The sequence below is a fragment of the Aneurinibacillus thermoaerophilus genome (assembly GCF_900099925.1).
Taxonomy (GTDB): Bacteria; Bacillota; Bacilli; order Aneurinibacillales; family Aneurinibacillaceae; genus Aneurinibacillus; species Aneurinibacillus thermoaerophilus.
In genome coordinates this window covers 66,928-87,763 of the sequence record NZ_FNDE01000011.1, presented here as the reverse complement: position 1 = coordinate 87,763, position 20,836 = coordinate 66,928, and the positions used below count along the sequence as shown (strand labels likewise).

Annotated in this window: 23 protein-coding genes and 2 riboswitches; of the genes, 7 read left to right on the top strand and 16 right to left on the bottom strand. The window is 46.6% G+C overall.

All coding sequences use genetic code 11. The annotated features are described in order from the left end of the window. Positions 1–362 precede the first annotated feature (362 nt). Together kdpC and BLR88_RS08015 are read left to right on the top strand one after the other, a co-directional pair. On the top strand, positions 363–926 hold the full coding sequence (gene kdpC / locus BLR88_RS08020; protein ID WP_057898225.1) for a potassium-transporting ATPase subunit KdpC: 564 nt from the start codon (positions 363–365) through the stop codon (positions 924–926). Positions 927–982: 56 nt separating this feature from the next. Continuing rightward, positions 983–2,143 (top strand): universal stress protein, encoded by a 1,161-nt coding sequence (locus BLR88_RS08015; protein WP_091260382.1) that lies wholly within the window; start codon positions 983–985, stop codon positions 2,141–2,143. A gap of 630 nt (positions 2,144–2,773) precedes the next feature. Here BLR88_RS08015 and BLR88_RS08005 read toward each other — a convergent pair. Continuing rightward, positions 2,774–5,317 (bottom strand): adenosylcobalamin-dependent ribonucleoside-diphosphate reductase, encoded by a 2,544-nt coding sequence (locus BLR88_RS08005; protein ID WP_091260381.1) that lies wholly within the window; start codon positions 5,315–5,317, stop codon positions 2,774–2,776. A gap of 505 nt (positions 5,318–5,822) precedes the next feature. Next, on the bottom strand, positions 5,823–6,641 hold the full coding sequence (locus tag BLR88_RS08000; RefSeq protein ID WP_057898222.1) for a lipoate--protein ligase family protein: 819 nt from the start codon (positions 6,639–6,641) through the stop codon (positions 5,823–5,825). A gap of 187 nt (positions 6,642–6,828) precedes the next feature. Between BLR88_RS08000 and BLR88_RS07995 the strand changes: the two genes are divergently transcribed. Continuing rightward, entirely contained in the window at positions 6,829–7,014 is a 186-nt protein-coding gene (locus BLR88_RS07995; protein ID WP_057898221.1) for a hypothetical protein, read from the top strand. 47 nt (positions 7,015–7,061) lie between these two features. Here BLR88_RS07995 and BLR88_RS07990 read toward each other — a convergent pair whose 3' ends face one another. The 6 genes from BLR88_RS07990 to BLR88_RS07965 form a co-directional block, all read right to left on the bottom strand. Then, entirely contained in the window at positions 7,062–7,826 is a 765-nt protein-coding gene (locus BLR88_RS07990) for a TraR/DksA C4-type zinc finger protein (protein WP_057898220.1), read from the bottom strand. A 146-nt stretch (positions 7,827–7,972) separates the two neighbouring features. Next, positions 7,973–9,454, bottom strand: coding sequence for an aminomethyl-transferring glycine dehydrogenase subunit GcvPB (gcvPB, locus tag BLR88_RS07985; protein ID WP_254778263.1), 1,482 nt, complete (start codon positions 9,452–9,454; stop codon positions 7,973–7,975). Then, a complete protein-coding gene (gcvPA, locus tag BLR88_RS07980) occupies positions 9,447–10,799 on the bottom strand; it encodes an aminomethyl-transferring glycine dehydrogenase subunit GcvPA (protein ID WP_057898219.1) in 1,353 nt (450 codons plus the stop codon). The genes gcvPB and gcvPA overlap by 8 nt, the downstream gene beginning before the upstream one ends. Positions 10,800–10,802: 3 nt before the next feature. Continuing rightward, positions 10,803–11,195 (bottom strand): glycine cleavage system protein GcvH, encoded by a 393-nt coding sequence (gene gcvH / locus BLR88_RS07975; RefSeq protein WP_057898218.1) that lies wholly within the window; start codon positions 11,193–11,195, stop codon positions 10,803–10,805. A 37-nt stretch (positions 11,196–11,232) separates the two neighbouring features. Further along, complete coding sequence (gene gcvT, locus BLR88_RS07970; RefSeq protein ID WP_057898217.1) at positions 11,233–12,333, bottom strand: glycine cleavage system aminomethyltransferase GcvT; 1,101 nt, start codon at positions 12,331–12,333, stop codon at positions 11,233–11,235. A gap of 104 nt (positions 12,334–12,437) precedes the next feature. Beyond that, a riboswitch (glycine riboswitch) is annotated at positions 12,438–12,535 on the bottom strand. Beyond that, positions 12,536–12,627: riboswitch (glycine riboswitch) on the bottom strand. 379 nt (positions 12,628–13,006) lie between these two features. Beyond that, on the bottom strand, positions 13,007–13,189 hold the full coding sequence (locus tag BLR88_RS07965; protein ID WP_057898215.1) for a hypothetical protein: 183 nt from the start codon (positions 13,187–13,189) through the stop codon (positions 13,007–13,009). Between the two features lie 285 nt (positions 13,190–13,474). Between BLR88_RS07965 and BLR88_RS07960 the strand changes: the two genes are divergently transcribed. After that, positions 13,475–13,876 carry a hypothetical protein gene (locus BLR88_RS07960; RefSeq protein WP_057898214.1) on the top strand — a complete coding sequence of 134 codons (402 nt, stop codon included), beginning with the start codon at positions 13,475–13,477 and terminating at the stop codon, positions 13,874–13,876. Between the two features lie 68 nt (positions 13,877–13,944). Continuing rightward, positions 13,945–14,331 carry a potassium channel family protein gene (locus tag BLR88_RS07955; RefSeq protein ID WP_057898213.1) on the top strand — a complete coding sequence of 129 codons (387 nt, stop codon included), beginning with the start codon at positions 13,945–13,947 and terminating at the stop codon, positions 14,329–14,331. Positions 14,332–14,372: 41 nt separating this feature from the next. On the opposite strand, the gene BLR88_RS07950 is transcribed toward BLR88_RS07955, so the two are convergent. Further along, entirely contained in the window at positions 14,373–15,257 is an 885-nt protein-coding gene (locus tag BLR88_RS07950) for a YitT family protein (RefSeq protein WP_091260379.1), read from the bottom strand. 199 nt (positions 15,258–15,456) lie between these two features. Here BLR88_RS07950 and BLR88_RS07945 point away from each other — a divergent pair, with 199 nt between their 5' ends. Both BLR88_RS07945 and BLR88_RS07940 read left to right on the top strand, forming a co-directional pair. Continuing rightward, positions 15,457–17,175, top strand: coding sequence for a DEAD/DEAH box helicase (locus BLR88_RS07945; RefSeq protein ID WP_091260397.1), 1,719 nt, complete (start codon positions 15,457–15,459; stop codon positions 17,173–17,175). After that, complete coding sequence (locus BLR88_RS07940; RefSeq protein WP_175493577.1) at positions 17,172–18,005, top strand: YqhG family protein; 834 nt, start codon at positions 17,172–17,174, stop codon at positions 18,003–18,005. The genes BLR88_RS07945 and BLR88_RS07940 overlap by 4 nt, the downstream gene beginning before the upstream one ends. Positions 18,006–18,024: 19 nt before the next feature. On the opposite strand, the gene BLR88_RS07935 is transcribed toward BLR88_RS07940, so the two are convergent. The 7 genes from BLR88_RS07935 to BLR88_RS07905 are packed head-to-tail and all read right to left on the bottom strand — an operon-like array spanning position 18,025 to position 20,824. Continuing rightward, a complete protein-coding gene (locus BLR88_RS07935; RefSeq protein WP_057898210.1) occupies positions 18,025–18,216 on the bottom strand; it encodes a YqzE family protein in 192 nt (63 codons plus the stop codon). A gap of 58 nt (positions 18,217–18,274) precedes the next feature. Then, positions 18,275–18,805 carry a shikimate kinase gene (locus tag BLR88_RS07930; protein WP_236781977.1) on the bottom strand — a complete coding sequence of 177 codons (531 nt, stop codon included), beginning with the start codon at positions 18,803–18,805 and terminating at the stop codon, positions 18,275–18,277. After that, the gene (locus tag BLR88_RS07925) at positions 18,705–19,202 is read right to left on the bottom strand and encodes a pilus assembly PilX N-terminal domain-containing protein (protein ID WP_091260375.1); all 498 of its coding nucleotides are present in this window, start codon (positions 19,200–19,202) and stop codon (positions 18,705–18,707) included. The genes BLR88_RS07930 and BLR88_RS07925 overlap by 101 nt, the downstream gene beginning before the upstream one ends. Positions 19,203–19,206: 4 nt before the next feature. Continuing rightward, entirely contained in the window at positions 19,207–19,629 is a 423-nt protein-coding gene (locus tag BLR88_RS07920) for a ComGF family competence protein (RefSeq protein WP_057898207.1), read from the bottom strand. After that, positions 19,629–20,057 carry a hypothetical protein gene (locus BLR88_RS07915; RefSeq protein ID WP_139184945.1) on the bottom strand — a complete coding sequence of 143 codons (429 nt, stop codon included), beginning with the start codon at positions 20,055–20,057 and terminating at the stop codon, positions 19,629–19,631. Before BLR88_RS07915 ends, BLR88_RS07920 begins: the two co-directional genes overlap by 1 nt. Continuing rightward, positions 20,032–20,487, bottom strand: a complete 456-nt coding sequence (locus BLR88_RS07910; RefSeq protein ID WP_057898205.1) for a prepilin-type N-terminal cleavage/methylation domain-containing protein — start codon at positions 20,485–20,487, stop codon at positions 20,032–20,034. The genes BLR88_RS07915 and BLR88_RS07910 overlap by 26 nt, the downstream gene beginning before the upstream one ends. Beyond that, positions 20,462–20,824, bottom strand: a complete 363-nt coding sequence (locus BLR88_RS07905; protein ID WP_057898204.1) for a competence type IV pilus major pilin ComGC — start codon at positions 20,822–20,824, stop codon at positions 20,462–20,464. Before BLR88_RS07905 ends, BLR88_RS07910 begins: the two co-directional genes overlap by 26 nt. Positions 20,825–20,836: the final 12 nt, after the last annotated feature.

Below are 20,836 nucleotides of genomic sequence, written 5' to 3'. Positions count from 1 at the left end.
TCGCGTATGAGAACTTACTCTGGTCCATGGGCTGCCTGGAAGCTGCTATCTTCCAGCATGGGTTGTCAGAGAGAACAGCCTGCGGGTTAGAAGTACAAACGAGTACCAGGGAAACAGACTTACGAAGTAGTCAAAGCTACAGGAGGATAGAGAGTTTCCCTGAACGATCCTAAGAATCATTGTCCAGAGACATCATGAAAAGTCCAGTCCCATGATCTGGATGTGCGTGGTGTCCCCCTCCCCTTCTTTACAGTTACAGGGGAGGAAAATATATCTTGGTTTTTTGGTTAATAGTCTCTCGAATTCAACTGGAAATTCGTGATTTTGAGGGGCTTAAACATACTATACGAGGAGGAATGATGATGAAATCGTTATATACTGCCATACGAGCTTCCATTCTCTTCATGATTGTCTGCGGCCTCCTGTATCCCTTACTTACAACAGAAGTTGCACAGATTCTTTTTCCCTTCCAAGCGCAGGGGAGTTTAGTTGAAGATAATGGAAAAGTTAAAGGCTCTGTATTGTTAGCGCAAGCTTTTACATCACCTAAGCTGTTTCATCCACGCGCTTCTGCCGCTGAATACGATCCGACCGCTTCCGCTGCAACGAATGCAGCCGTAGCTTCTCCAGATTATATAAAAAGCATGAAGGAAACGGTAGATGCAATAAAAAAAGAAAATCCTTCTCTGCAGAATAAAATCCCTGCTGATCTTGTAACAACGTCTGGTTCAGGTTTTGATCCTGACCTATCACCGGAAGCTGCGAAAGCACAAGTACCACGCATCGCCAAAGCAACCGGGTTAAGCGAACAGCTGCTGCTTTCCTTGATCGACAAGCATACGAAAGGGCGGCAGCTTGGTATATTTGGAGAACCCCGCGTCAATGTATTCGAGTTAAATCGAGATTTACTTGCACAAAGCAAATAACTTACAACAAAGCCGCCTCTACTAATCTAGAAGCGGCTTTTGGAGGTTTTTATACCATGAAAACATCGGCTAAAAAAAGAAGGGAAACGCCAGAAGAACTTCTGAAACGGATTGAAAAAGAATCCAGAGGCTATTTAAAAATCTTTATCGGGGCAGCCCCTGGTGTTGGCAAAACCTATATGATGCTACGCGAAGGAAACGAATTACTAAAAAAGGGCGTCGATATTATTATTGGTATTATTGAAACACATGGCCGAGCTGCAACTGCAGCACAAATCGAGAACCTTCCTATTTTCCCACTGAAGAAAGTGGATTATAAAAACAAACAGTTAAAAGAGTTCGATTTAGAAGGAATTTTAGAAAGGAAACCGCAGTATGTGATTGTCGATGAGCTTGCGCATACAAATGTACCAGGTTCAAAAAATCAAAAACGCTATGAAGATGTCATGGAATTGGTGAAAGCCGGCATAAATGTGATGACTGCGGTTAATATTCAGCACTTGGAAAGTTTAAATGATACTGTAGAGCAGTTAACGGGGATAAAGGTACGGGAACGTATTCCGGACTGGATGTTGAACGAGGCCAATGAAATCCAATTAATTGATACCCCACCGGAAACATTATGCGAACGCTTAAAAGCTGGTCTCATTTATCAACCAGAGAAAATAGAACAGTCACTGAAAAATTTCTTTCGTATTGGCAACTTGAACGCATTGCGAGAAATCGCGTTACGCGAAGTAGCAGATGACGTCGACGAACGTCTCGAATCATATAAACTTGAAAAAGGCATTAATGGAATGAAAGGGGCTAATGAAAAAATTCTCGTCTGTGTTAACTATAGGCCAAATGCAGAACGTCTCATTCGACGAGGATGGCGTATTGCGAGTCGCTTAAAATGTCAGTTATACATTTTAAATATTCCGCTTGTTCCCGTTCATAAAATGGATGGAGCAACAAGAAAGCAACATCGATTGCTTGAAAAACTTGCAAAAGATCTTGATGCCGAATTCCATATTCGCGCACCGGGTGGTCGAAAACCGGAGCAGCTTATTATTGAATTTGTAGAGGAAAAGGGTATTACACAGGTTGTTCTTGGTCAGTCAGCCCGCTCTCGCTGGGAAGAAATTATAAAAGGCTCCATCGTTACTAAAATTATGAAAGGTACAAAACATGTCGATATTTTAATCGTAGCCGATGGGGTTGATCATCGGGAATAAAATTTAGTGATGAACGAATCATTATACCAATGCCCAAGTTATTTTTGTTATCCGGGGAAAGTTTGCAAAAAATAGTATTTTTATTTGAAAATCCACTTCACCTTCCTATTTGGGAAATGTGAAAATTTGGGCTAAACTTATATTTGCCTACAGCATAATCTGAATCGTGACTGTTACACAAAATAAAAAAGGAGTTAGATAGTATGTATCCTCAATCCCCTTATCAAATGTAACCATACTATTCACAGCCTTACCATTCTATAAGTGCTTTAAAAAACGAGACATTAAGCATGATTGAACCCTTTGTAAGATATGGCTTACAGGAAGCGAAATTCACATCGCATGCTCATGCCTTAAGAGAAGTAGCAGCTATTAGCTATTTATTAGGAAAAGGATATGATCCAAGAACAGCTCACCGAATAGTCGAATCATGGGAAGTATCGGATTGAGAGCATACCATTGTCTTTTCGTCGAGTTTTACGCAATAGTTACTTTAAAAAATAAAGTATAATCAAATGCAGTATAGTTTCTTGTTTTTTCACCTTGGGTGAAATTACTATTTTGCAAAACGCTCAATTAAAAACCGGCATCATGGAATTATCCAAGATGCCGGTTTTCTTGTTGCTTTACTTACGAGCAACGGGAATAGCCGCATGCTTCGCAATGTTTGCAGCCTTCTTCCGCCACAAGCGCCGCGGCGCCGCACTCAGGGCAAAGATCAAGTCCTTCGCGATAGACATCGCCGTCTTCATCGCGCTCCGGTGCATTCATCGGTACATCATTTGTGGATGCAACTGATTCATCACTATTTTCTCCGTCAAGATAGAACTCAATCGCTTTCGCCACCGCGTCCGGAATCGAATCTACGCGGTTTGCACCAAAGCCAACCGCACCGGAACCCCCGATCCCTTTAAGGTGCTTAATCAGCAGACGCGCTTTGTTACCGTCCGGCAGTTCACCGAAACGCAAGAAGAGCGTAGACACGCGGCCAAGCGCTTCGGACATCGCAAATACGTCGCTTCCCGCTTTGCCTACATTTACGATTACTTCAAACGGCGCTCCGTCCACTTCATTTACCGTTATGTAGGCTTTACCGAGCGGAGTCTTCATTTTGTATGTCGCGCCTTTTAGCTTAAGCGGGCGGCGGCGGTAATCTTTCGTCGGCGGTACTTCATCTACGTCTTGAACCGGAGCGGCTTTTTCTGCTTTTGATTCCCGAGCCGTTTCTTTCTTTCCTTCTTTGTTTTCATCTTTCGTTGTTAGAACTTGCACGTCACGGCTGCCGTCACGGTAGATAGTGACGCCTTTGCATCCGAGATCGAAAGCGAGCTCATACAATGCTTTTGTATCTTCAATCGTAAAGTTGGCCGGCGCATTTGCTGTTTTGCTGATGGAGCTGTCCACCCATTTCTGGATAGCGGCCTGCACCCGTACATGGTCTTCGGCAGATAGATCCATCGCGCTGACAAAGTAATCCGGTAGCGTATCGGAATTGTTTTCTTCCATCCATTTTTTCGCGATCGGTACATACTGTTTGTCGAAACCAAGGCGGCTTTGACGGTAATATTCGAAGGCATAGAAAGGCTCAATGCCTGTCGAAGTTCCTACCATCGTTCCTGTACTGCCGGTCGGAGCCTGTGTTAAAACTGTCACGTTGCGCATGCCACGCTCCCGTACCGCATTGCGTACTTCTTCATCAAATTGCTTCATGAAGCCGCTCTTAAGGAACAGCTCCGCGTCGAATGCCGGAAAACTTCCCTTTTCCGCCGCGATTTCTGTAGAAGCAAGGTACGCTTCGCGCGCGATAAAGTTATACAGCTTGTCCAAGAATTCGAGCGATTCCGGGCTGCCGTAGCGAATTTTTAAGTGGATGAGCATTTCTGCCAGCCCCATCGTGCCAAGACCGATACGTCGCTCTTTTTTCTGGTTCGCTTCATTTTCTGGGAAATGATACGGCGTTGCATCAACGACATTGTCAAGGAAACGTACAGAATGACGCACTGTTGTTCTGAGATTTTCCCAGTCTACATCGCCGTCTTTCGTGAATTTTGAAAGATTAATCGCAGATAAGTTACATACACCCCATGCAGGAAGTCCTTGTTCTCCACACGGATTTGTACAAATAATGGGGTTAAAGTACCAGCTGTTAGACATCTGGTTATAGTATTCCATAAATACAACGCCCGGTTCGGCTGATTTCCATGCCGACTCAATAATGGTGTGCCACATGTCGCGGGCGCGGACTTTTTTGTACACGCGTACCGGTTTTCCTAGTTCTTCCCACTTTTGCAGGTTTCCATCCCAAATTTCATCGTATTCCGGATCGGTCGTATCCGGGAATTTCAGCTCCCATTCCAAATCTTCTTTAACAGCTTTCATAAAACCGTTACTGATGCAAACCGACAGGTTAGCGTTTGTAATCAGGCCCATGTTCTGCTTGACTGTAATGAACTCAAGCACATCCGGGTGCCAGTCATTCATCATAAGCATTAAAGCCCCACGGCGCGAACCTCCCTGTTCAATTAACCCGGTCGTATAGCTGAACAGACCACCCCAGGACACGGAACCGCTCGAAGAACCGTTTACGCCTTTTACCTGGGCGCGACGCGGACGAAGCGAAGACAGGTTAATGCCGACGCCGCCCCCGCGGGACATAATTTCCGTCATCTGAGTGAGCGTCTCCATAATACCGCCCCTGCTGTCGTGCGGAGACGGAATCACGTAGCAGTTATACAGCGTTAGCTCATCATTCGCGCCAGCGCCCGCCGCGATCCGGCCACCCGGAACAAGCTTCCAGTCATCAAGAAGCGCGCGGAATTTCTTTGTCCATTCTTTTCTCTTCTCCGGTGTTGTTTCCACGGACGCGATCGTCTTCGCCAAGCGATCCCACATCTCTTCTGGCGTACATTCCAACGTCCGCAGCGCTTTGTCCGCTTCGGTCACCACCATCTCCCCGTTACGCAGTCTAACATGAATGGTATCGCCTTCACGCTTTTCTACAACCCCGACTTCTTTTTTCGGGAACTTCGGATCATCTTTCGTCAAAACAAGTACAGTGTCGCCGACCTGTACATTGTCTGGATTCGGATCTTTTAACGCGTAGCGGTCGAGGAAAATTTTTTCACTTAACCCTTCAAGCTTCGTTTTTCCCGCTGTTTCGGTTGTTGCCTCCATTTTTTATCCTCCCATTATGTGAAATATAAATTGACCAAACTTCTCATGTCTGATACATTTGACTAGTGCCCTCTTAGTCTAAACCAACCTTTACTATTACGTCAATATATTGAGTTTATGTTTAGATTTTACCACAATATATAGTTAATTTCCTATCTTTTTGGTAAAAAGCGTTCGACAAATTTTTTTATGTAAAATCTTTTATAAATTTCTATTTCCTCCATTGTTTTACAAGAAACAGGGAGGGTTACAAAGCATACAAAGCATTTTTCCAGTGCATGCAAAAAGGCGAAAAAACAGCAGGGAGCGGTATGACGTTTCGCTATAATATAAACTGAGGCTTTCTCAAAAGGGGAAGTGAGGAAGTTTTCTATTACTCGAAACGCTATATTTAGATTTATTGGCAAAAATGAATATTTATATGTAGGTATTGTTTCATACTAAAGGGGCTGGCTCATGACTTTTGAGACAGCCCCTCCAAGCGGCCGTTACAGGCCGCTTTTTTCTAGCGTTTGAAATTCCATTCGTCACACCCGTATTTCTCGCGCGCCAGTTGTTCAGCAAGCTCCGCTTCCTCAGCCGTTAGCGTATCGTCCACCAATTCTACACCAAACCCCTTGGCAAACCCTTCCCGAAACGCTTTCCGCGCCTCAGCAAGCGTCACCGGAGTCTTACGCACCTGATTAATCGCCACCGCCTTGTCGGCAAAATTTTTTTTAAGACGGTCTCGTACACGCTCATTCGGATGACGTATAATATCGAACAACATATCGATATCTATATCCAGCAAAATTGAGCCGTGCTGCAAAATAACCCCCTTTTGCCTTGTTTGCGCGCTTCCAGCCACTTTCCTCCCTTCCACGACCAATTCATAAGAAGAAGGGGAGTCAAAGCACGCAGCTGAAGATGGGATGGCAAACTTTGCATCGTCCGGATGAACCATATCTGCCTGAAGCCCTAGCAACCGAAACCCTTCCAGCAATCCTACGCTGATCACACGGTACGCGTCGGTTACGCTGGACGGCATGGCCGGGTGGGATTCAGACACTACGACACTGTATGTCAGCTCCTGATCGTGCAGCACGGTGCGACCGCCCGTCGCCCGGCGTACAAAGCCTAGACCATATTCGCGCACTTTATCCAAATCAATTTCCTTTTCTGCTTTTTGAAAATAACCAATCGATACGGTTGCCGGATTCCAGGTGTAAAACCGGAGCGACGGCTTCGTTTTGCCTTCGCTATGTACAATAAGCACCGCTTCATCAATCGCCATATTCATCGCAGGCGAATGTACCCCCGTATCAATAAAACGCCACTGTTCCATTTCTTTTGCCCCTTTCCGATGTTCCTCCTTACTTATTGTAGCATATTCCACAAATTCTCTCGCTTTGTTCTATTGTTTGGAAAACACCGGAAGCCGATTGAATAATTTCCCGTTTGAAAAAATAAAAGTTGAGGTAAGATATGTACATGAAAAAATTCCGAGAGTATCACAAAGGGGGAATTGCGCGATGAGGGATTTGTGTATTTATTGCGGCGAAGAGCTGGTACTCTGGGAACGAAACCGGAGCTATTGCTCCAAATGCCGGGAGGCGGCCGAAGTCGTATACGCCGATGATACGTATTATGATGACGATGAGTTACGTCATGACGACTACTACATTGATGAGTATGAAGAATTTCGCTACAAAAGATAAGCGACGATCGTTAGTGCAACAAAAAAGGAGGCCTGCTGGTCTCCTTTTTATTCTTTTACATATCCTTCATCTTCTGTATAGTCTTCCAGCAAATCTGGATTGCCTAATACAGATACGACGCGGGCGTCATCCAGCATATCTTCGTATTTTTCATGTAGCGGATCCTCTGTATTAACCCCGATATAGTTGCCCTCCATATCCGCAAGCAAAAAGCCTTCAATCTCTTCCACATAGCCGACCGATTCTTCCGATTCCACATACATATCATTATAATCCAGGCGCGCCTGTTCCCCGAAATCAGAAGGGGTATCCGAAGTACCGTATCTCGCCACTTCTTGCATCGCATCTTCCGCATCATAAAACGTGGCATCCCACGTATCATAGGCGTACGCGGCAAACGGCGGGGCAAGTATATCCTCCTCCGCCGGACGACGGCGCGATACATACTCCTCTTCTGCATGCTGCACGCAGCGCAGCGCGGTCGGCAGCACCTCCAGCCGCTCGTACGGGATATCGGCACCGCATACTTCACACATACCGTACGTCCCTTTATCCATTGCCGTAAGCGCTCGCTCTATGTCGTGTATTTCTTCCTCGCTATGTTCATGTAATGCAATGTCTTTGCCTCGCTCAAACGTTTCGCTACCATGATCGGCCGGATGGTTGTCATAGTTGGACAGATCACCCACTGTTTCCTTCATGGCCGCCCGTCCAATACCATATGCATCATCCGCTTCAAGGCGTTTTTTTATATCCTGAAGCTGGGTCTCGAGCATGGAACGAAAATGAGAAAGCTCCCGGTCTGTTAACATCCCAGAGCATCTCCTTCCTGTCTAGAAATGTAAGCCACCCAACCGCGGCCCTTCTGAATCATAGTATCTGCACTCCGACATACAAAATACCACCCGTGCCGCAAAGGCAGGGTGGTATTTCTTACATTACATATCCAGCAACCCATTTATTCCTTTGTGTACCGCAATACAGGCTTGCGCGCGGCGAGCACCTCATCCAAGCGACCGACCACCGTATTATGTGGCGCCTCTTGTACGATTTCCGGCGTCTCTTCCACCTCTTTTGCAATCTGAATCATCGCTTCAATAAATTCATCGAGCGTTTCCTTCGACTCCGTTTCCGTCGGCTCAATCATGAGGCATTCTTCTACGATAAGCGGAAAATAAATCGTTGGCGGGTGATAGCCGAAGTCAAGCAGACGTTTTGCAATATCAAGCGTACGCACGCCCAATTTTTTCTGCCGCTTGCCTGAAAGAACGAACTCATGCTTGCAGATATGATCAAATGGCAGGTCATAATATTTTGCCAATTTGCGCATCATATAATTTGCATTCAAAACCGCGTGTTCGGACACAAGACGCAGCCCTTCCGGCCCCATCGTGCGGATATACGTATACGCACGTACGTTAATGCCGAAATTTCCATAATACGCCTTAACGCGGCCGATCGATTGCGGGCGGTCAAAATCAAGGCGATACATATCGCCTTCCTTGACCACAAGCGGCTTCGGCAAGAACGGAATCAGCTCTTTTTTCACGCCAACTGGACCAGACCCCGGGCCGCCACCTCCATGCGGCGTAGTGAACGTTTTGTGCAAATTCAAATGCACAACGTCAAATCCCATATCGCCCGGACGTGCCTTGCTGAGAATAGCATTCGCATTCGCGCCGTCATAATACAGAAGGCCGCCTGCTTCATGCACAACTTCCGCGATCTCTACAATGTTTTTCTCGAAAAGACCGAGCGTGTTCGGATTCGTGAGCATCAGTGCTGCCGTATCCGGGCCGACCACCTGGCGCAACGCCTCAATATCCACGAATCCATTCTTATCGGAAGGAACGGTTACGGTCGTAAAACCTGCTACGCTTGCGGACGCCGGATTTGTGCCGTGTGCTGAGTCTGGAACAATGACTTTCGTCCGATTCTCACCCCGGCTTTCGTGATAGGCGCGGATAATCATCAAACCGGTCCACTCACCCTGCGCCCCCGCCGCCGACTGAAGCGTAACGGCATCCATACCGGTAATTGCCGCCAAATCCCGCTGTAGTTCATACATCAGCTGTAGCGCGCCCTGTACCGTCTCTTCCGGCTGATACGGATGGATACATGCAAACCCCGGATAACGGGCCACATCTTCATTAATTTTCGGATTGTATTTCATCGTGCAGGAACCGAGCGGATAAAATCCGGAGTCAACGCCATGATTGCGTCTGGAAAGCTCCGTATAGTGGCGCATGAGCTGCAATTCACTTACTTCCGGCAGTTCCGCCGGCTTCTCGCGCAAATATTCTCCCGGAATGACAGACGCAACATCGACTTCCGGCACATCGCACGCTGGAAGCGAATAGCCCACACGACCCGGTTTGCTCATCTCGAAAATCAACGCTTTATCTTTCGCAAGCTCCGTTCTCGGCATTGTTTTAAGCATAGCGCCCTCCCTCCAATCCTTTCACCAGTCGGTCAATTTCTTCTTTCGTTCTTAATTCCGTTACAGCAATGAGCATATGCTGTCCAAGTTCCGGATAATCGCGCGACAAATCAAAACCGCCGATAATCCGTTCCTTCAACAACTCTTTATTGATCTCGCATACCGGACGCGGTGTTTTGATAACAAACTCATTAAATACCGGGGAGCTGTACGCCACTTCGTACCCTTCCAATTTTTCGATTTCCCTTTTCGCATATTGCGTTTTCTGTACATTCAAAAGGGCCATCTCCTGTACACCCTGCTTGCCGAGCGCGGTCATTGCCACCGCCGCCGCCAGCGCATTCAATGCCTGATTCGAGCAAATGTTAGATGTCGCTTTCTCCCGACGAATGTGCTGCTCGCGCGCCTGCAACGTCAATACAAAACCACGGCGCCCGCGTTCATCTTTCGTCTGGCCGACAATCCGACCCGGAATCTGACGCATCAACTCTTTTTTCACTGCGAAATAGCCGCAATGCGGTCCGCCGAAAGCCATCGGAATCCCGAACGGCTGTGCATCACCAACAACCACGTCAGCTCCGAACTCTCCCGGCGGCTTAAGGATGCCCAGCGCAAGTGGATTGGCGCTTACAACGAACAGCCCGCTATGTTTGTGTGCAATTTGCTCAATGCTTGCCAGCTCTTCGATTCCACCCAAAAAATTTGGATACTGTACAAGAACAGACGCCGTATTCTCATCAACCGCTTTCGCAAGCTCATCCAAATCAGTCAGTCCATTTTTCAAGCCAACTTCGACCACTTCCAGCCCCTGGCCTTTCGCGTATGTCCGCAAAATAGAACGGGCTTCCGGATGCACGGCGCGGGAAATGACAACTTTTTTGCGCTTCGTTTTACCGGCCGTCATCGCCGCTGCTTCCGCTAGCGCGGTCGCTCCGTCATACATGGACGAATTCGCTACTTCCATGCCAGTTAATTCGCAAATCATCGTCTGAAATTCAAAGATAGCCTGCAATTCACCCTGGCTAATCTCTGGCTGATACGGCGTATAAGCGGTATAAAACTCCGAGCGGGAAATCACATGGTTCACTACACTCGGAATATAATGGTCGTACGTGCCAGCGCCAAGGAAGCAGACGTAATCGAGCGCATTTACGTTTTTCCCTGCCAGTCGACTCATATATTTGGTTAGCTCCGCTTCCGGAATGGCTTCCGGAATGTCAAGCTCTCCTTTAAAACGCACCTCTTCCGGAATATCAGAGAAAAGCTCCGCCACATCTGAAATGCCGAGCTCCGCCAGCATTTCCTGACGATCGGCTTCCGTAGTTGGAAGGTATCGGTATTTCACGACTTACTCCTCCTCTTTGATAAACGCTTCGTACTGTTCTGCTGTCATCAATTGCTCAAGTTCTTCCGGATTGGACATTTTTACAATAACCATCCAGCCTGCGCTATACGCATCGTGATTGATTGTTTCTGGCGCTTCTTCCAGCGCACCATTTACTTCTACCACTTCTCCACTTATCGGCGAATAAATATCGGATACTGCTTTAACCGATTCGACGGTACCCATGCTCTTGTTCGCTTTCACAACAGCACCTTCTTCCGGCAGTTCGATAAATACGATATCGCCGAGCTGTTCTTGGGCAAAATGCGTGATGCCGACACGTACCCGTTCTTTATCGAGCACCTCTACCCATTCATGTTCGTTGCTGTATTTAAAAGCTGCTTTTACTTTGCTCATACTTACATCCTCCGGGTTTCTTTGTTTATTTTTTGTCTTATATTTTGGGCCGCTTATAAAACGGCGTGCTAACGACTTTAGCTTTGAGGCGTTTGCCGCGGATTTCTACGTCCACTTCCGCACCAAGATCGCTATACTCCCGCTTAATCAGCGCAAGTCCGACATTTTTCTTCAGCGTCGGCGACTGTGTACCGGTGGTTACTTCCCCGATTTTTTCTTCTCCCGCATACACCGGGTAGTGCGAGCGCGGAATCCCCCGTTCAATCATTTCGATGCCAACCAGCTTACGCGGTGCTCCGCTTTCTTTTTGCCGCTTCAACACCTCCTGGCCGATAAATGGAACCGGCTTGTCAACCTTAACCGCAAAACTGAGCCCAGCTTCAATCGGGCTAATGTCTTCGCTTAACTCCTGCCCGTACAGCGGCAAACGGGCTTCAAATCGCAGCGTGTCCCGCGCTCCAAGCCCGCACGGCAAAACGTCATCTCCGCCCACTTCCAGGATGTTCTTCCATAATACGCGCGCATCTTCCGGTTTGACATATATCTCGAAACCGTCCTCTCCTGTATATCCGGTGCGGGATACAAGCGCGCATACACCTGCTAGTTTCACCTCTGGCTTAAAGTGAAAGAAACGGATTTCAGATAAATTGGTATCTGTGAGTTTTTGGAGCACCTGTTCGGCCATGGGCCCCTGTAAAGCGAGCTGGGCCGTTTCATCTGATATATTACGCAAAATCATGTCGCCTTCCGCGTGCTGCTGCATCCAGGCTACGTCTTTCTCGATATTGGCCGCGTTAATGACCAGCAAATAATGATCTTCGCTCAACTTATATACCAGCAAATCGTCGACCGTACCACCGTTCGGATAACACATAATAGAGTACTGTGCTTGGCCTACGGCTAGCTTCGAAGCATCGTTTGTCGTGATTTTCTGTATGAATGCGAGCGTATCCTTCCCTTTCACTTCCACTTCGCCCATGTGCGACACATCAAACAGGCCCGCTTTTGTACGTACCGCTTCGTGTTCTTTTTGAATGCTAGAAAACTGGACAGGCAGTTCCCAACCACCGAAATCAATCGTTTTAGCCCCGTATTCCCGGTACAAGGGGTAAATAGGCGTTCGTTTTAAGGCTGACATCGTGTATAAGACCTCCCTTGTTTGTCGCTGGCTAATTAAGAAAAGCTCGCAGGCATTGCCACTCGCCCTTTTTCCATAAAAAAGGACAGAAATAGGGTATCATCCCCATCTCTGTCCTTTGTACCTGAGAGCTACCCGGCTTCTCAAAGCGCCGGTTTCCCCTTTGGTGGCCCGCTCAAAGCGCGAGCTCTCTCCAGAGGCGCGTCCCGCAGAGGTACTTTTGCCTGAGAGATTGATAAGGTGGGTTTGCTCCTTCGGCGACGCATCAAGCGCGTTCTCTCCCTCTGCTTTCATCCGCACGATATTTTATTATTGGCAAAAATCAAATATGTAATCCTTTTCTATGGTACCATGAATTTTAAAAAATGCAATGCTTTTTTTGATAAAATCTTAACAAAAAACAAAAAACAGCTATAAACATTTGTTTTTAAAACAAAAAAAATAATATATCTCTTCTAAAAACATGAGAAAAGTGGTGTAAACTCGAACATTATCATTCTTTCTTGTTCTCCGTTCCACACGCTTCTCTTCTTTGGAAATAAATAGGCAATGGAAACACCCCACGCGCCTTTCTCTTGTATTACGGTATAAACCGAAATTTGAAAAACTTACTTCTTCAACTCCCTCACCTAACAAAAAATGGAACGCACAAGCCCCGTTTCTTCTGGTGCATCTATTTCTTATTACGTCTCGGCTCGAAGACACATGTATATATAGGTTCCGTCTTGGTTAATACGATGCAATCGCCTTCCACCTCGATCTCAATCGTTCCATATCCCAGAATTTCTTGAATCTCCGGTGGCAGTACTAAATTCCCCTGTTCATCGATCCGGCCAAGCAACGGTTTTTTTTCCATTGATATGTGTGTCCCTCCTTATGGCCTGAAAGTTTCAACTGCTCCCACCCACGCTAATAGTAAAGGTAGGGAGAGCCTGTGCAATTTTAGTTATTCTACCTTTCTTATCCATTATTTCATCTCTTTCTTGCGGATTCAACACCTAAAATATAAGCCTTATATCCTGTTACTATAGAATTATTTTACTAAATCTCAGCGGAGAGCGGAGGAAAAAGTAAATAAAAAACCTTATTATAAAAGTATCCAAAAACCCTTTGTATAAGAAAAAGGAGGGGGGATAGACAGATGTTGTCAAACTGCGCCGCATGCGGCAAAGTATTTATGAAATTTTCAAAACCCGTATGTCCCGACTGCGCAAGCAAAGAGCTGGATACTGCGAAACGCATTCGCGATTATTTAAAGCAGAAAGAAAAACGGAATGCTCCCCTAATCCAGGTTTCTCAAGATCTTGACATTCCGGTTCGTTATATCGAGTACCTGATTCGCCAGAAATACTTTGATCTTGCACGCTACCCAAACTTACAATACCAATGTAAAAACTGTGATACGCTCATCTCATCCGGTGAATATTGTGCAGCATGTGCTGAAACATTGCGTAATCATTTGCTCAGCGTACAAAAAGACAAGACAAAATCCGATAAACAAAACGACGAGTCCCACGAAAATTTCTATAGATCACGGCTATAACTTTCTCGCTTCAGCATACACATGTACAAATACACTCTCTACTATGTGTATGTAACGGATGTGAGGAAATGAAATCGACAATCGCGGGACAGAAAACTTGGTATAATTTTTTATTATTATTTCTGCTCTATATGAATCTCGTGCTTTCTTTCGGTCTCGTGTACTGCGCGCTTGAATGGCTGGGACTTGGGTTTATTCTTGATCATTACGCCTCAGCAGCGCATCAAAACCAATGGTATGACCGGATTACCCGGTCCTTTTATTTTAGCGCGATAACACTTCTCTCCGTCGGGTATGGCGACTTAAGTCCTTTTGGTCTTGCGCGCGGCGTCGCAATGATCGAAGCGATGGTAGGATATGTGCTGCCGGCCGCCCTCGTCATTCGATATGTTATTCCTCCGATCGCTCCCCCTAAACGGTTTCGGCTTCCATCTCACCGCAAGCCGGAAAAGTAAAAAGACGAGGCATGCCAAAGCTTTTGCCCCGTCTTTTTGCTTTAATGAACGTTCAGCTTTTTAAAGTTTCCACCTTTTACGTTATGGATTGAGCCGACTGCAAGAAACGCCGCTTCATCTATATCTTCGATGATCGCTTTAAGCTTTGCTTCTTCCAGACGGGTAATTACGCAGAAAATGACTTTTTTATCGTCCCCTGTATATCCGCCTTCCCCATTCAAATACGTAACGCCCCGGCCCAAGCGCGCGAGCAAGGCCTCACCGATTTCTTCATATTTATCGCTAATAATCCACACCGAACGCGATTCATCCAACCCTTGGATTGTCACATCGATCATTTTAAACGCGATATAATACGCGATCAGCGAATACATAGCGCGATCCCAGCCAAATACAAATCCGGCGCTACCCAAGATAAAAATATTGAAAAACATAACCGTTTCCCCGACAGAAAACGGCATTTTTTTGTTAAACAAAATAGCGACAATTTCTGTACCATCAAGCGAACCACCGTAACGGATCACCATTCCCACACCGATGCCCAAGATGATTCCGCCAAACACAGCCGCAAGCAACGGATCAGCCGTCACTTTCTGAACCGGATGGAGAAGCGTTGTACCTAACGACATCACTGCAACGCCCAGCAATGTGGATATGGCAAACGTTTTTCCAATTTGTTTATATCCGACAAAAAGAAATGGAAGATTAAGAAAAAATAAGAAAATGCCCAGCTTAAGTCCTGTCAAATGTGAAAGAATAATAGAAACACCAACAATTCCTCCATCAATAATATTGTTCGGTACAAGGAAAATTTCCAGCCCGACCGATACGAGAGCAGCACCCAGTATGATAAACAGGGCACGTTTTAAAATTTTGGGTGTCGAAAGTCGTTTGTGCGTGCGCTTGTGTGCTTGAATATACTCCACGAATTTCCTCCTAATACGTAAATTTTTTCACTTATATTATACCAAAACTGCACTCACAAAAGTACATAAAATACAGGCTTTACTCACATGGGTCTGACAAAAAGAAATGGAGGATGAGTGCCGGTAACTTGTATAAATGTTTGCCTTTTTGCGCATGCTACATTTGCGTATGCATCGGAAAAAAGAGGGTGGATTTCATATGACAGACATTCCTGTTTCTTTTCAAAGAGACTGGATTGACGGATTGAAGGCGAGAATGGCAGAAGACGGACCTTGGCACCATAGAGAATTGTACCGCCTGGCATGGGAAGCGGCGCGAGCAAGCGCGGTGCATGACTTCAATGAATTGCAGTGTCTGCGTCATCTGCCACATTTTACGCCCCTGCCGCATCAAATTGAGACGGCGCAAAAGGTCATCTGCGATATGCATGGCCGCGCCCTGCTTGCAGATGAAGTAGGTCTCGGAAAAACCATTGAAGCTGGTCTTGTATTGAAAGAATATATAGTACGCGGTCTGGTCAAAAAAGTGCTAATTCTCGTGCCTGCTTCGCTTGTCGTGCAGTGGGTGCGCGAACTAAATAACAAATTTTTGATCTCAGCGGCGGCGCAACGCAAAGAATACATGTGGACTCAATATGATATTCTTGTCGCTTCGATTGATACGGCAAAACGCCCGCCTCACCGCGATATCGTGCTCAATCAATCGTATGACCTGGTTATCGTGGATGAAGCGCATAAATTAAAGAATAAAAACACAAAAAACTACCAATTTATCCAGGAACTCAAAAAGAAATATTGTCTGTTGTTGACCGCCACTCCGATCCAAAATAAACTTGACGAATTGTACAACCTGATTACGCTCCTAAAGCCGGGTCATCTCGGGCAATCAGCGCAATTCCAGCAAAGCTACGTCCAAGGAAAACGTCAAGTAAAAAACAACGAGATGCTAAAAAAAGAGTTAAAAAAAGTGATGGTTCGCAACCGGCGCGCCGATGGCAAAGTCGAATTTACAGCCCGCCACGTCATCACCGTGCCTATCGAACTGTCGCCGGAAGAAAAGCATTTATACGACAGCGTAACCCGCTTTGTACAAGAACAGTATCATAGCGAAGGCAGCGGGTACAAAAACCCGCTCGCGCTTATTACGTTGCAGCGCGAAATTTGCAGCAGCCGGGACGCGGCGCTTGTCACGCTGGTTAATATGCACAACCGTGCGCCCGAAGATTCGCCATTGCGCCAGGAAATCCGCAGACTGCTGGATATTCTTAAGCAAGTGACCACCCATAGAAAAGCGGAAAAAGTCATCGAAATTATCAAGGAAGCGGATGATAAAATTATTATCTTTACCGAATATCGGGCAACTCAACAGTATTTGCAGCATATTCTCGCCCAGCATGGCGTAACGTCCGTTCTCTTCCGCGGCGGCTTTAAACGGAGCAAAAAAGATTGGATGAGCCAATTGTTTGAACACCGAGCTCAAGCGCTAATCGCTACAGAAGCGGGCGGTGAAGGCATTAACCTGCAATTCTGCAATCGGATTATCAATTATGATATGCCTTGGAATCCAATGCGTGTTGAACAGCGGATCGGCCGCGTACATCGCCTCGGGCAGACGAGAGATGTTTATATCTACAACTTGGCTACCCAAGGAACCATCGAGGAAAAAATTCTCCATCTGTTGTATGAAAAAATCAACCTATTCGAAATGGTGATCGGTGAACTGGAAACAATCATCGACCGTCTTCATTTACAGAAGTCATTCGAGAAAAATGTCATTGATATTCTTCTATCTTCACAATGCGAAGGAGAGTTGACAATTAAGATGGACAATTTAAGCCAGGTCATCCAATCGGTACGCGAATCGGTTCAACCGGCCGTGCCGACAACCGATGCATGGAAAGGAGGGGTGCTACCTTGAACCAAGCCCAGGTCCGTTCTTTTCTTGAGCGATATTTCGCCGCCCATCAAGCCCATTATGTCGAACAGCATCCTGCCTATTTCAAAGTAGAACTTCCAATCGAGGTTGATAAAGATCTGGGAAACCGTCCTTTCTATTGGACGTACGTGGAACGGCTAAACCTTGAGCCGCAGCCAATGTGCATGACGTTTGTCTTCGATAATGCCTCGCTTCCTGAAGGGGTGAACGGGGAGGATATTACCTTCGGCTCACCGCGGTTGCAGCAATTCTTCGCCTCCGCACAACGCCATGGCCGTTATATCCGCCTGTATGAGCACACTGATCCTCCGAACGGCTCTAACTTACATTTTGCCCTAACTCCATGGCTCGGCATCAACTACAAAATTTCCTTTATTTGTGATCGAAAAAAAGATCGGCTCCTTTCGCTCGGAATAAACCTTATACACGGGCAAATCAAAGAAAACTTTTTCGACTATCTTGAGGCGCGTAACATCCTTCCCGTATTGCCGGATTACGCTTATACCATGCGTCCAATTTTCAGCATTGATTCAGCCGTCCAGCATCTTGAGCGGCACGTGCAAACAGCCATTGACGCAGAAGATAAAACATGGGCCTGCGAAGCCCGCTCACGTCTTGCGGCCGAACTTGCGCAAATCGAACACTTTTACGCAAGAAAAACAGCAACCGAAGATGAAAATGAAGAACCTGTATTGAATCATAAAGAAAAACGAGCGGAAGAACTACGCTGGCAATACGAGCCACGGATTGAGGTAGAAATTATTAACGGCGGAGTGTTTTATCTGTCCCATACACCCGCGCCCCCCGCATAAAAACCCGGGCGCGGCATAGTTACGCGCCCGGGTTTTTACCTCTGTCTTGCCTTCGCTTCCGGTGAAACAACATGCCAAACGCCAGCGGCAGCACTCCGAACCAGCGATACATCCACGCTTCTTTCGGCTTTTTTACCCGCTGCTCCTTCGGCGTCTCCAGATACTCGACAAAACGTTTGGTCAAATATCGCACATATTCCTGTGAAGACATGCACACACGCCTCCTCAATATCACTTGTTACTTATAGCGTATCCGTTTCCCCCCGTTTTCAATCGTTCTGCGTCAAAAATCGCCGAAACGCCGGATGTGCCCATAGTTCGTCCACAATCTGAGCCACGCTTTTTCCATCGGTCACAAGCTGGACAGGGGCAAAATCGTACAATCCTTCACGTTCCTGCATAATGCGCCTGACATTCCGCTCTACATCCCCCGCAAGCAACGGCCGGGTCGCATCCGCGTGCAACCGGGCTACAATCGTTTCCGGTGTCGCGCGCAAAGCAACAGCAAGACCATGGCGGACAATCAATTCCACATTTTGCTTCCGGGTTACTACCCCGCCTCCAGTCGTCACTACCTGCGGAATCGAACCGTTCAATACCTGGGCCAACATCTTCGTTTCCAGCGCTCGAAACCCTTCTTCGCCCTGCTCCCTGAAAATATCCCGGATTTCCTTTCCGGTAGCTTCCACGATGCAATGATCAACATCTACTTGCTTCCAGCCAAGCCGCTTGGCGATAGCCTGGCCAACTGTCGTTTTCCCGGTTCCCATAAACCCAATCAGGATAATCTGAGTCGTCAATCTTATACTCACTCCACTTCGTCATGATTCCTGTTTTTTTATCAACCGTACACCATAAACGTGTACGGTGCGCATAAGCAAATGGAGCGCTTCCTACCGCCAACAACCAAAGTTCTTTCGTTCCCCACGGTTCCATTAATACTTTCACAGTTACGTCTCCTATCTGATACTCGCGCTGCGAAAAATCCTGCAAATTCTGAAGCGCTTCCTCTATTCTCAAATACAGCCCTGCTTCTGTAGCATAATGCATCTTCATTCTTTCCTCATCGTTGCGCGGTATTTGCCGCAACATGCTAAAGACAGACAAATGATGCAGTACAATCAAGCATAAAATCTGCGTATAAACAAGCACAATAAAAAAAGCGGAACCGCGCGAATTGCCGAAACTTTTCAGCATTATATCACTCCATTCCGGCAAATTCTACCCTTTTTCCGATAAAAATGCTTCCTTTCCACTCGGCTTCCCCATTTTTCAATTCGAGGTGAAAGCGGCACCCTTGCTGCTCTGCTTCAAAGTCAAACTTTTTCACATACTGAGCCAAAAAAATATACCCATCTTTCATTTTTCGGACGACTTTATTCCCGACCTGTTGATAAACAATATCGTTCCCCTTCTCGTCCTTAAACCATAACTGATTGTTCTTTTTGTGGAAACGATCGCAGCGCCGAATTTCTTCCTCCGCATAAGCGAAAAATCCGCGCGCTTCCGCCTCCAATATGGCCGCCGCTTTTGCTTTTGCAAACTGCCGCTGCGCTTCGACAAAAGACAAAGAGGCTGCGATCAAAACCAGGCAACAAACAACGGATGCAACCAGTGTTTCCATTAAGGTAATCCCCCGATTGTCGCGGACGGTGTTCCAGGCTTGACGGGCACGAAACGGTAACCAGTAAACCGAACATACCTTCTTCCTAAGCGTCTGCTTTCCCACCGTACTTCCACCTCACATTTTTCCACCCGGTTCGTTACCCTGCCCGGGATCAGTCGCATTTCGTAAAGTGTACCGCGAAACTCTTGGCTTGTTCCGGTTATCGTCAGCCCCGCCTTCCATTGTTCAACAAGCGAATACGCGAACAAATAACCTTGCGTTTCATACATTTTCTCTTCCCGTTCCCTCGCGGTGTAATACAGCGCTTCATGGACAAAGAGAATGACTGCGGACAGTAACGCCATTGCCAGCAGAGCTTCGATATACGTAAATCCTCTTTCGCGCACCTTCGCTTCTCCCTTACTTAACCGTGCTAACCGCAACACGACCGCTAGCCATATACACCGTAAGCCGTTTTTTCATACCATCTGGATAAACAAGATAAAAACTACCTGCCTGCCCTACGTGCCCCAGTTCATTAAAAACGATGGTTCCGTTATTAAAATTAGAGTATATCGTAAATCCCCGGGGCACATTAACGATCCTTCTTCCCATCTGCCAACTTCGCCTCACTACATACTGGTTGTAATCAATAGAAAACTCTATCTTGACCTTTCCCCGCTGGCTTAACGCCTCGTTTGCAGCATATATGATATCCACGCTCAACTTTTCCATAAAACACTGTCCTTGAAGTCGCTGTACCATCTGCAAAAATGAAGGCACGGCTAATGAAAGCAATACGGCCCAGATCGCAAACACGATCGTAACCTCGATAAGACTGAAACCTTGTTCATTTCGCCGTCCCGTGTTTATCACACGTCACCGTCACTTTCTTCTCAGCGGATGAAACCTCCACTTTATACTGCCCTTTAGCAGGACATTTTGGCTCCTCATGCAGATATCCTTTCGCCACCAATTCGCCCAGCGCGTTCGCAGCTGGCGGATATTCGTTTCCATTCTCAATCGCATAGGCTTCCAAAGCCGTAAGGATTAACCGTTGGTTTGCTTCGCAACTACGCGAATACGCATTGGCAACAGCGCTTTTGTAATTGGGAAACGCGACCATTAAAAACGCTCCGATAATCGCGACAACAATCAAAAGTTCAATTAAAGTAAACCCGGCTTCCTTCTTTTTTGCGCGTCCCGAAAGCACGGCTCTTTCCTC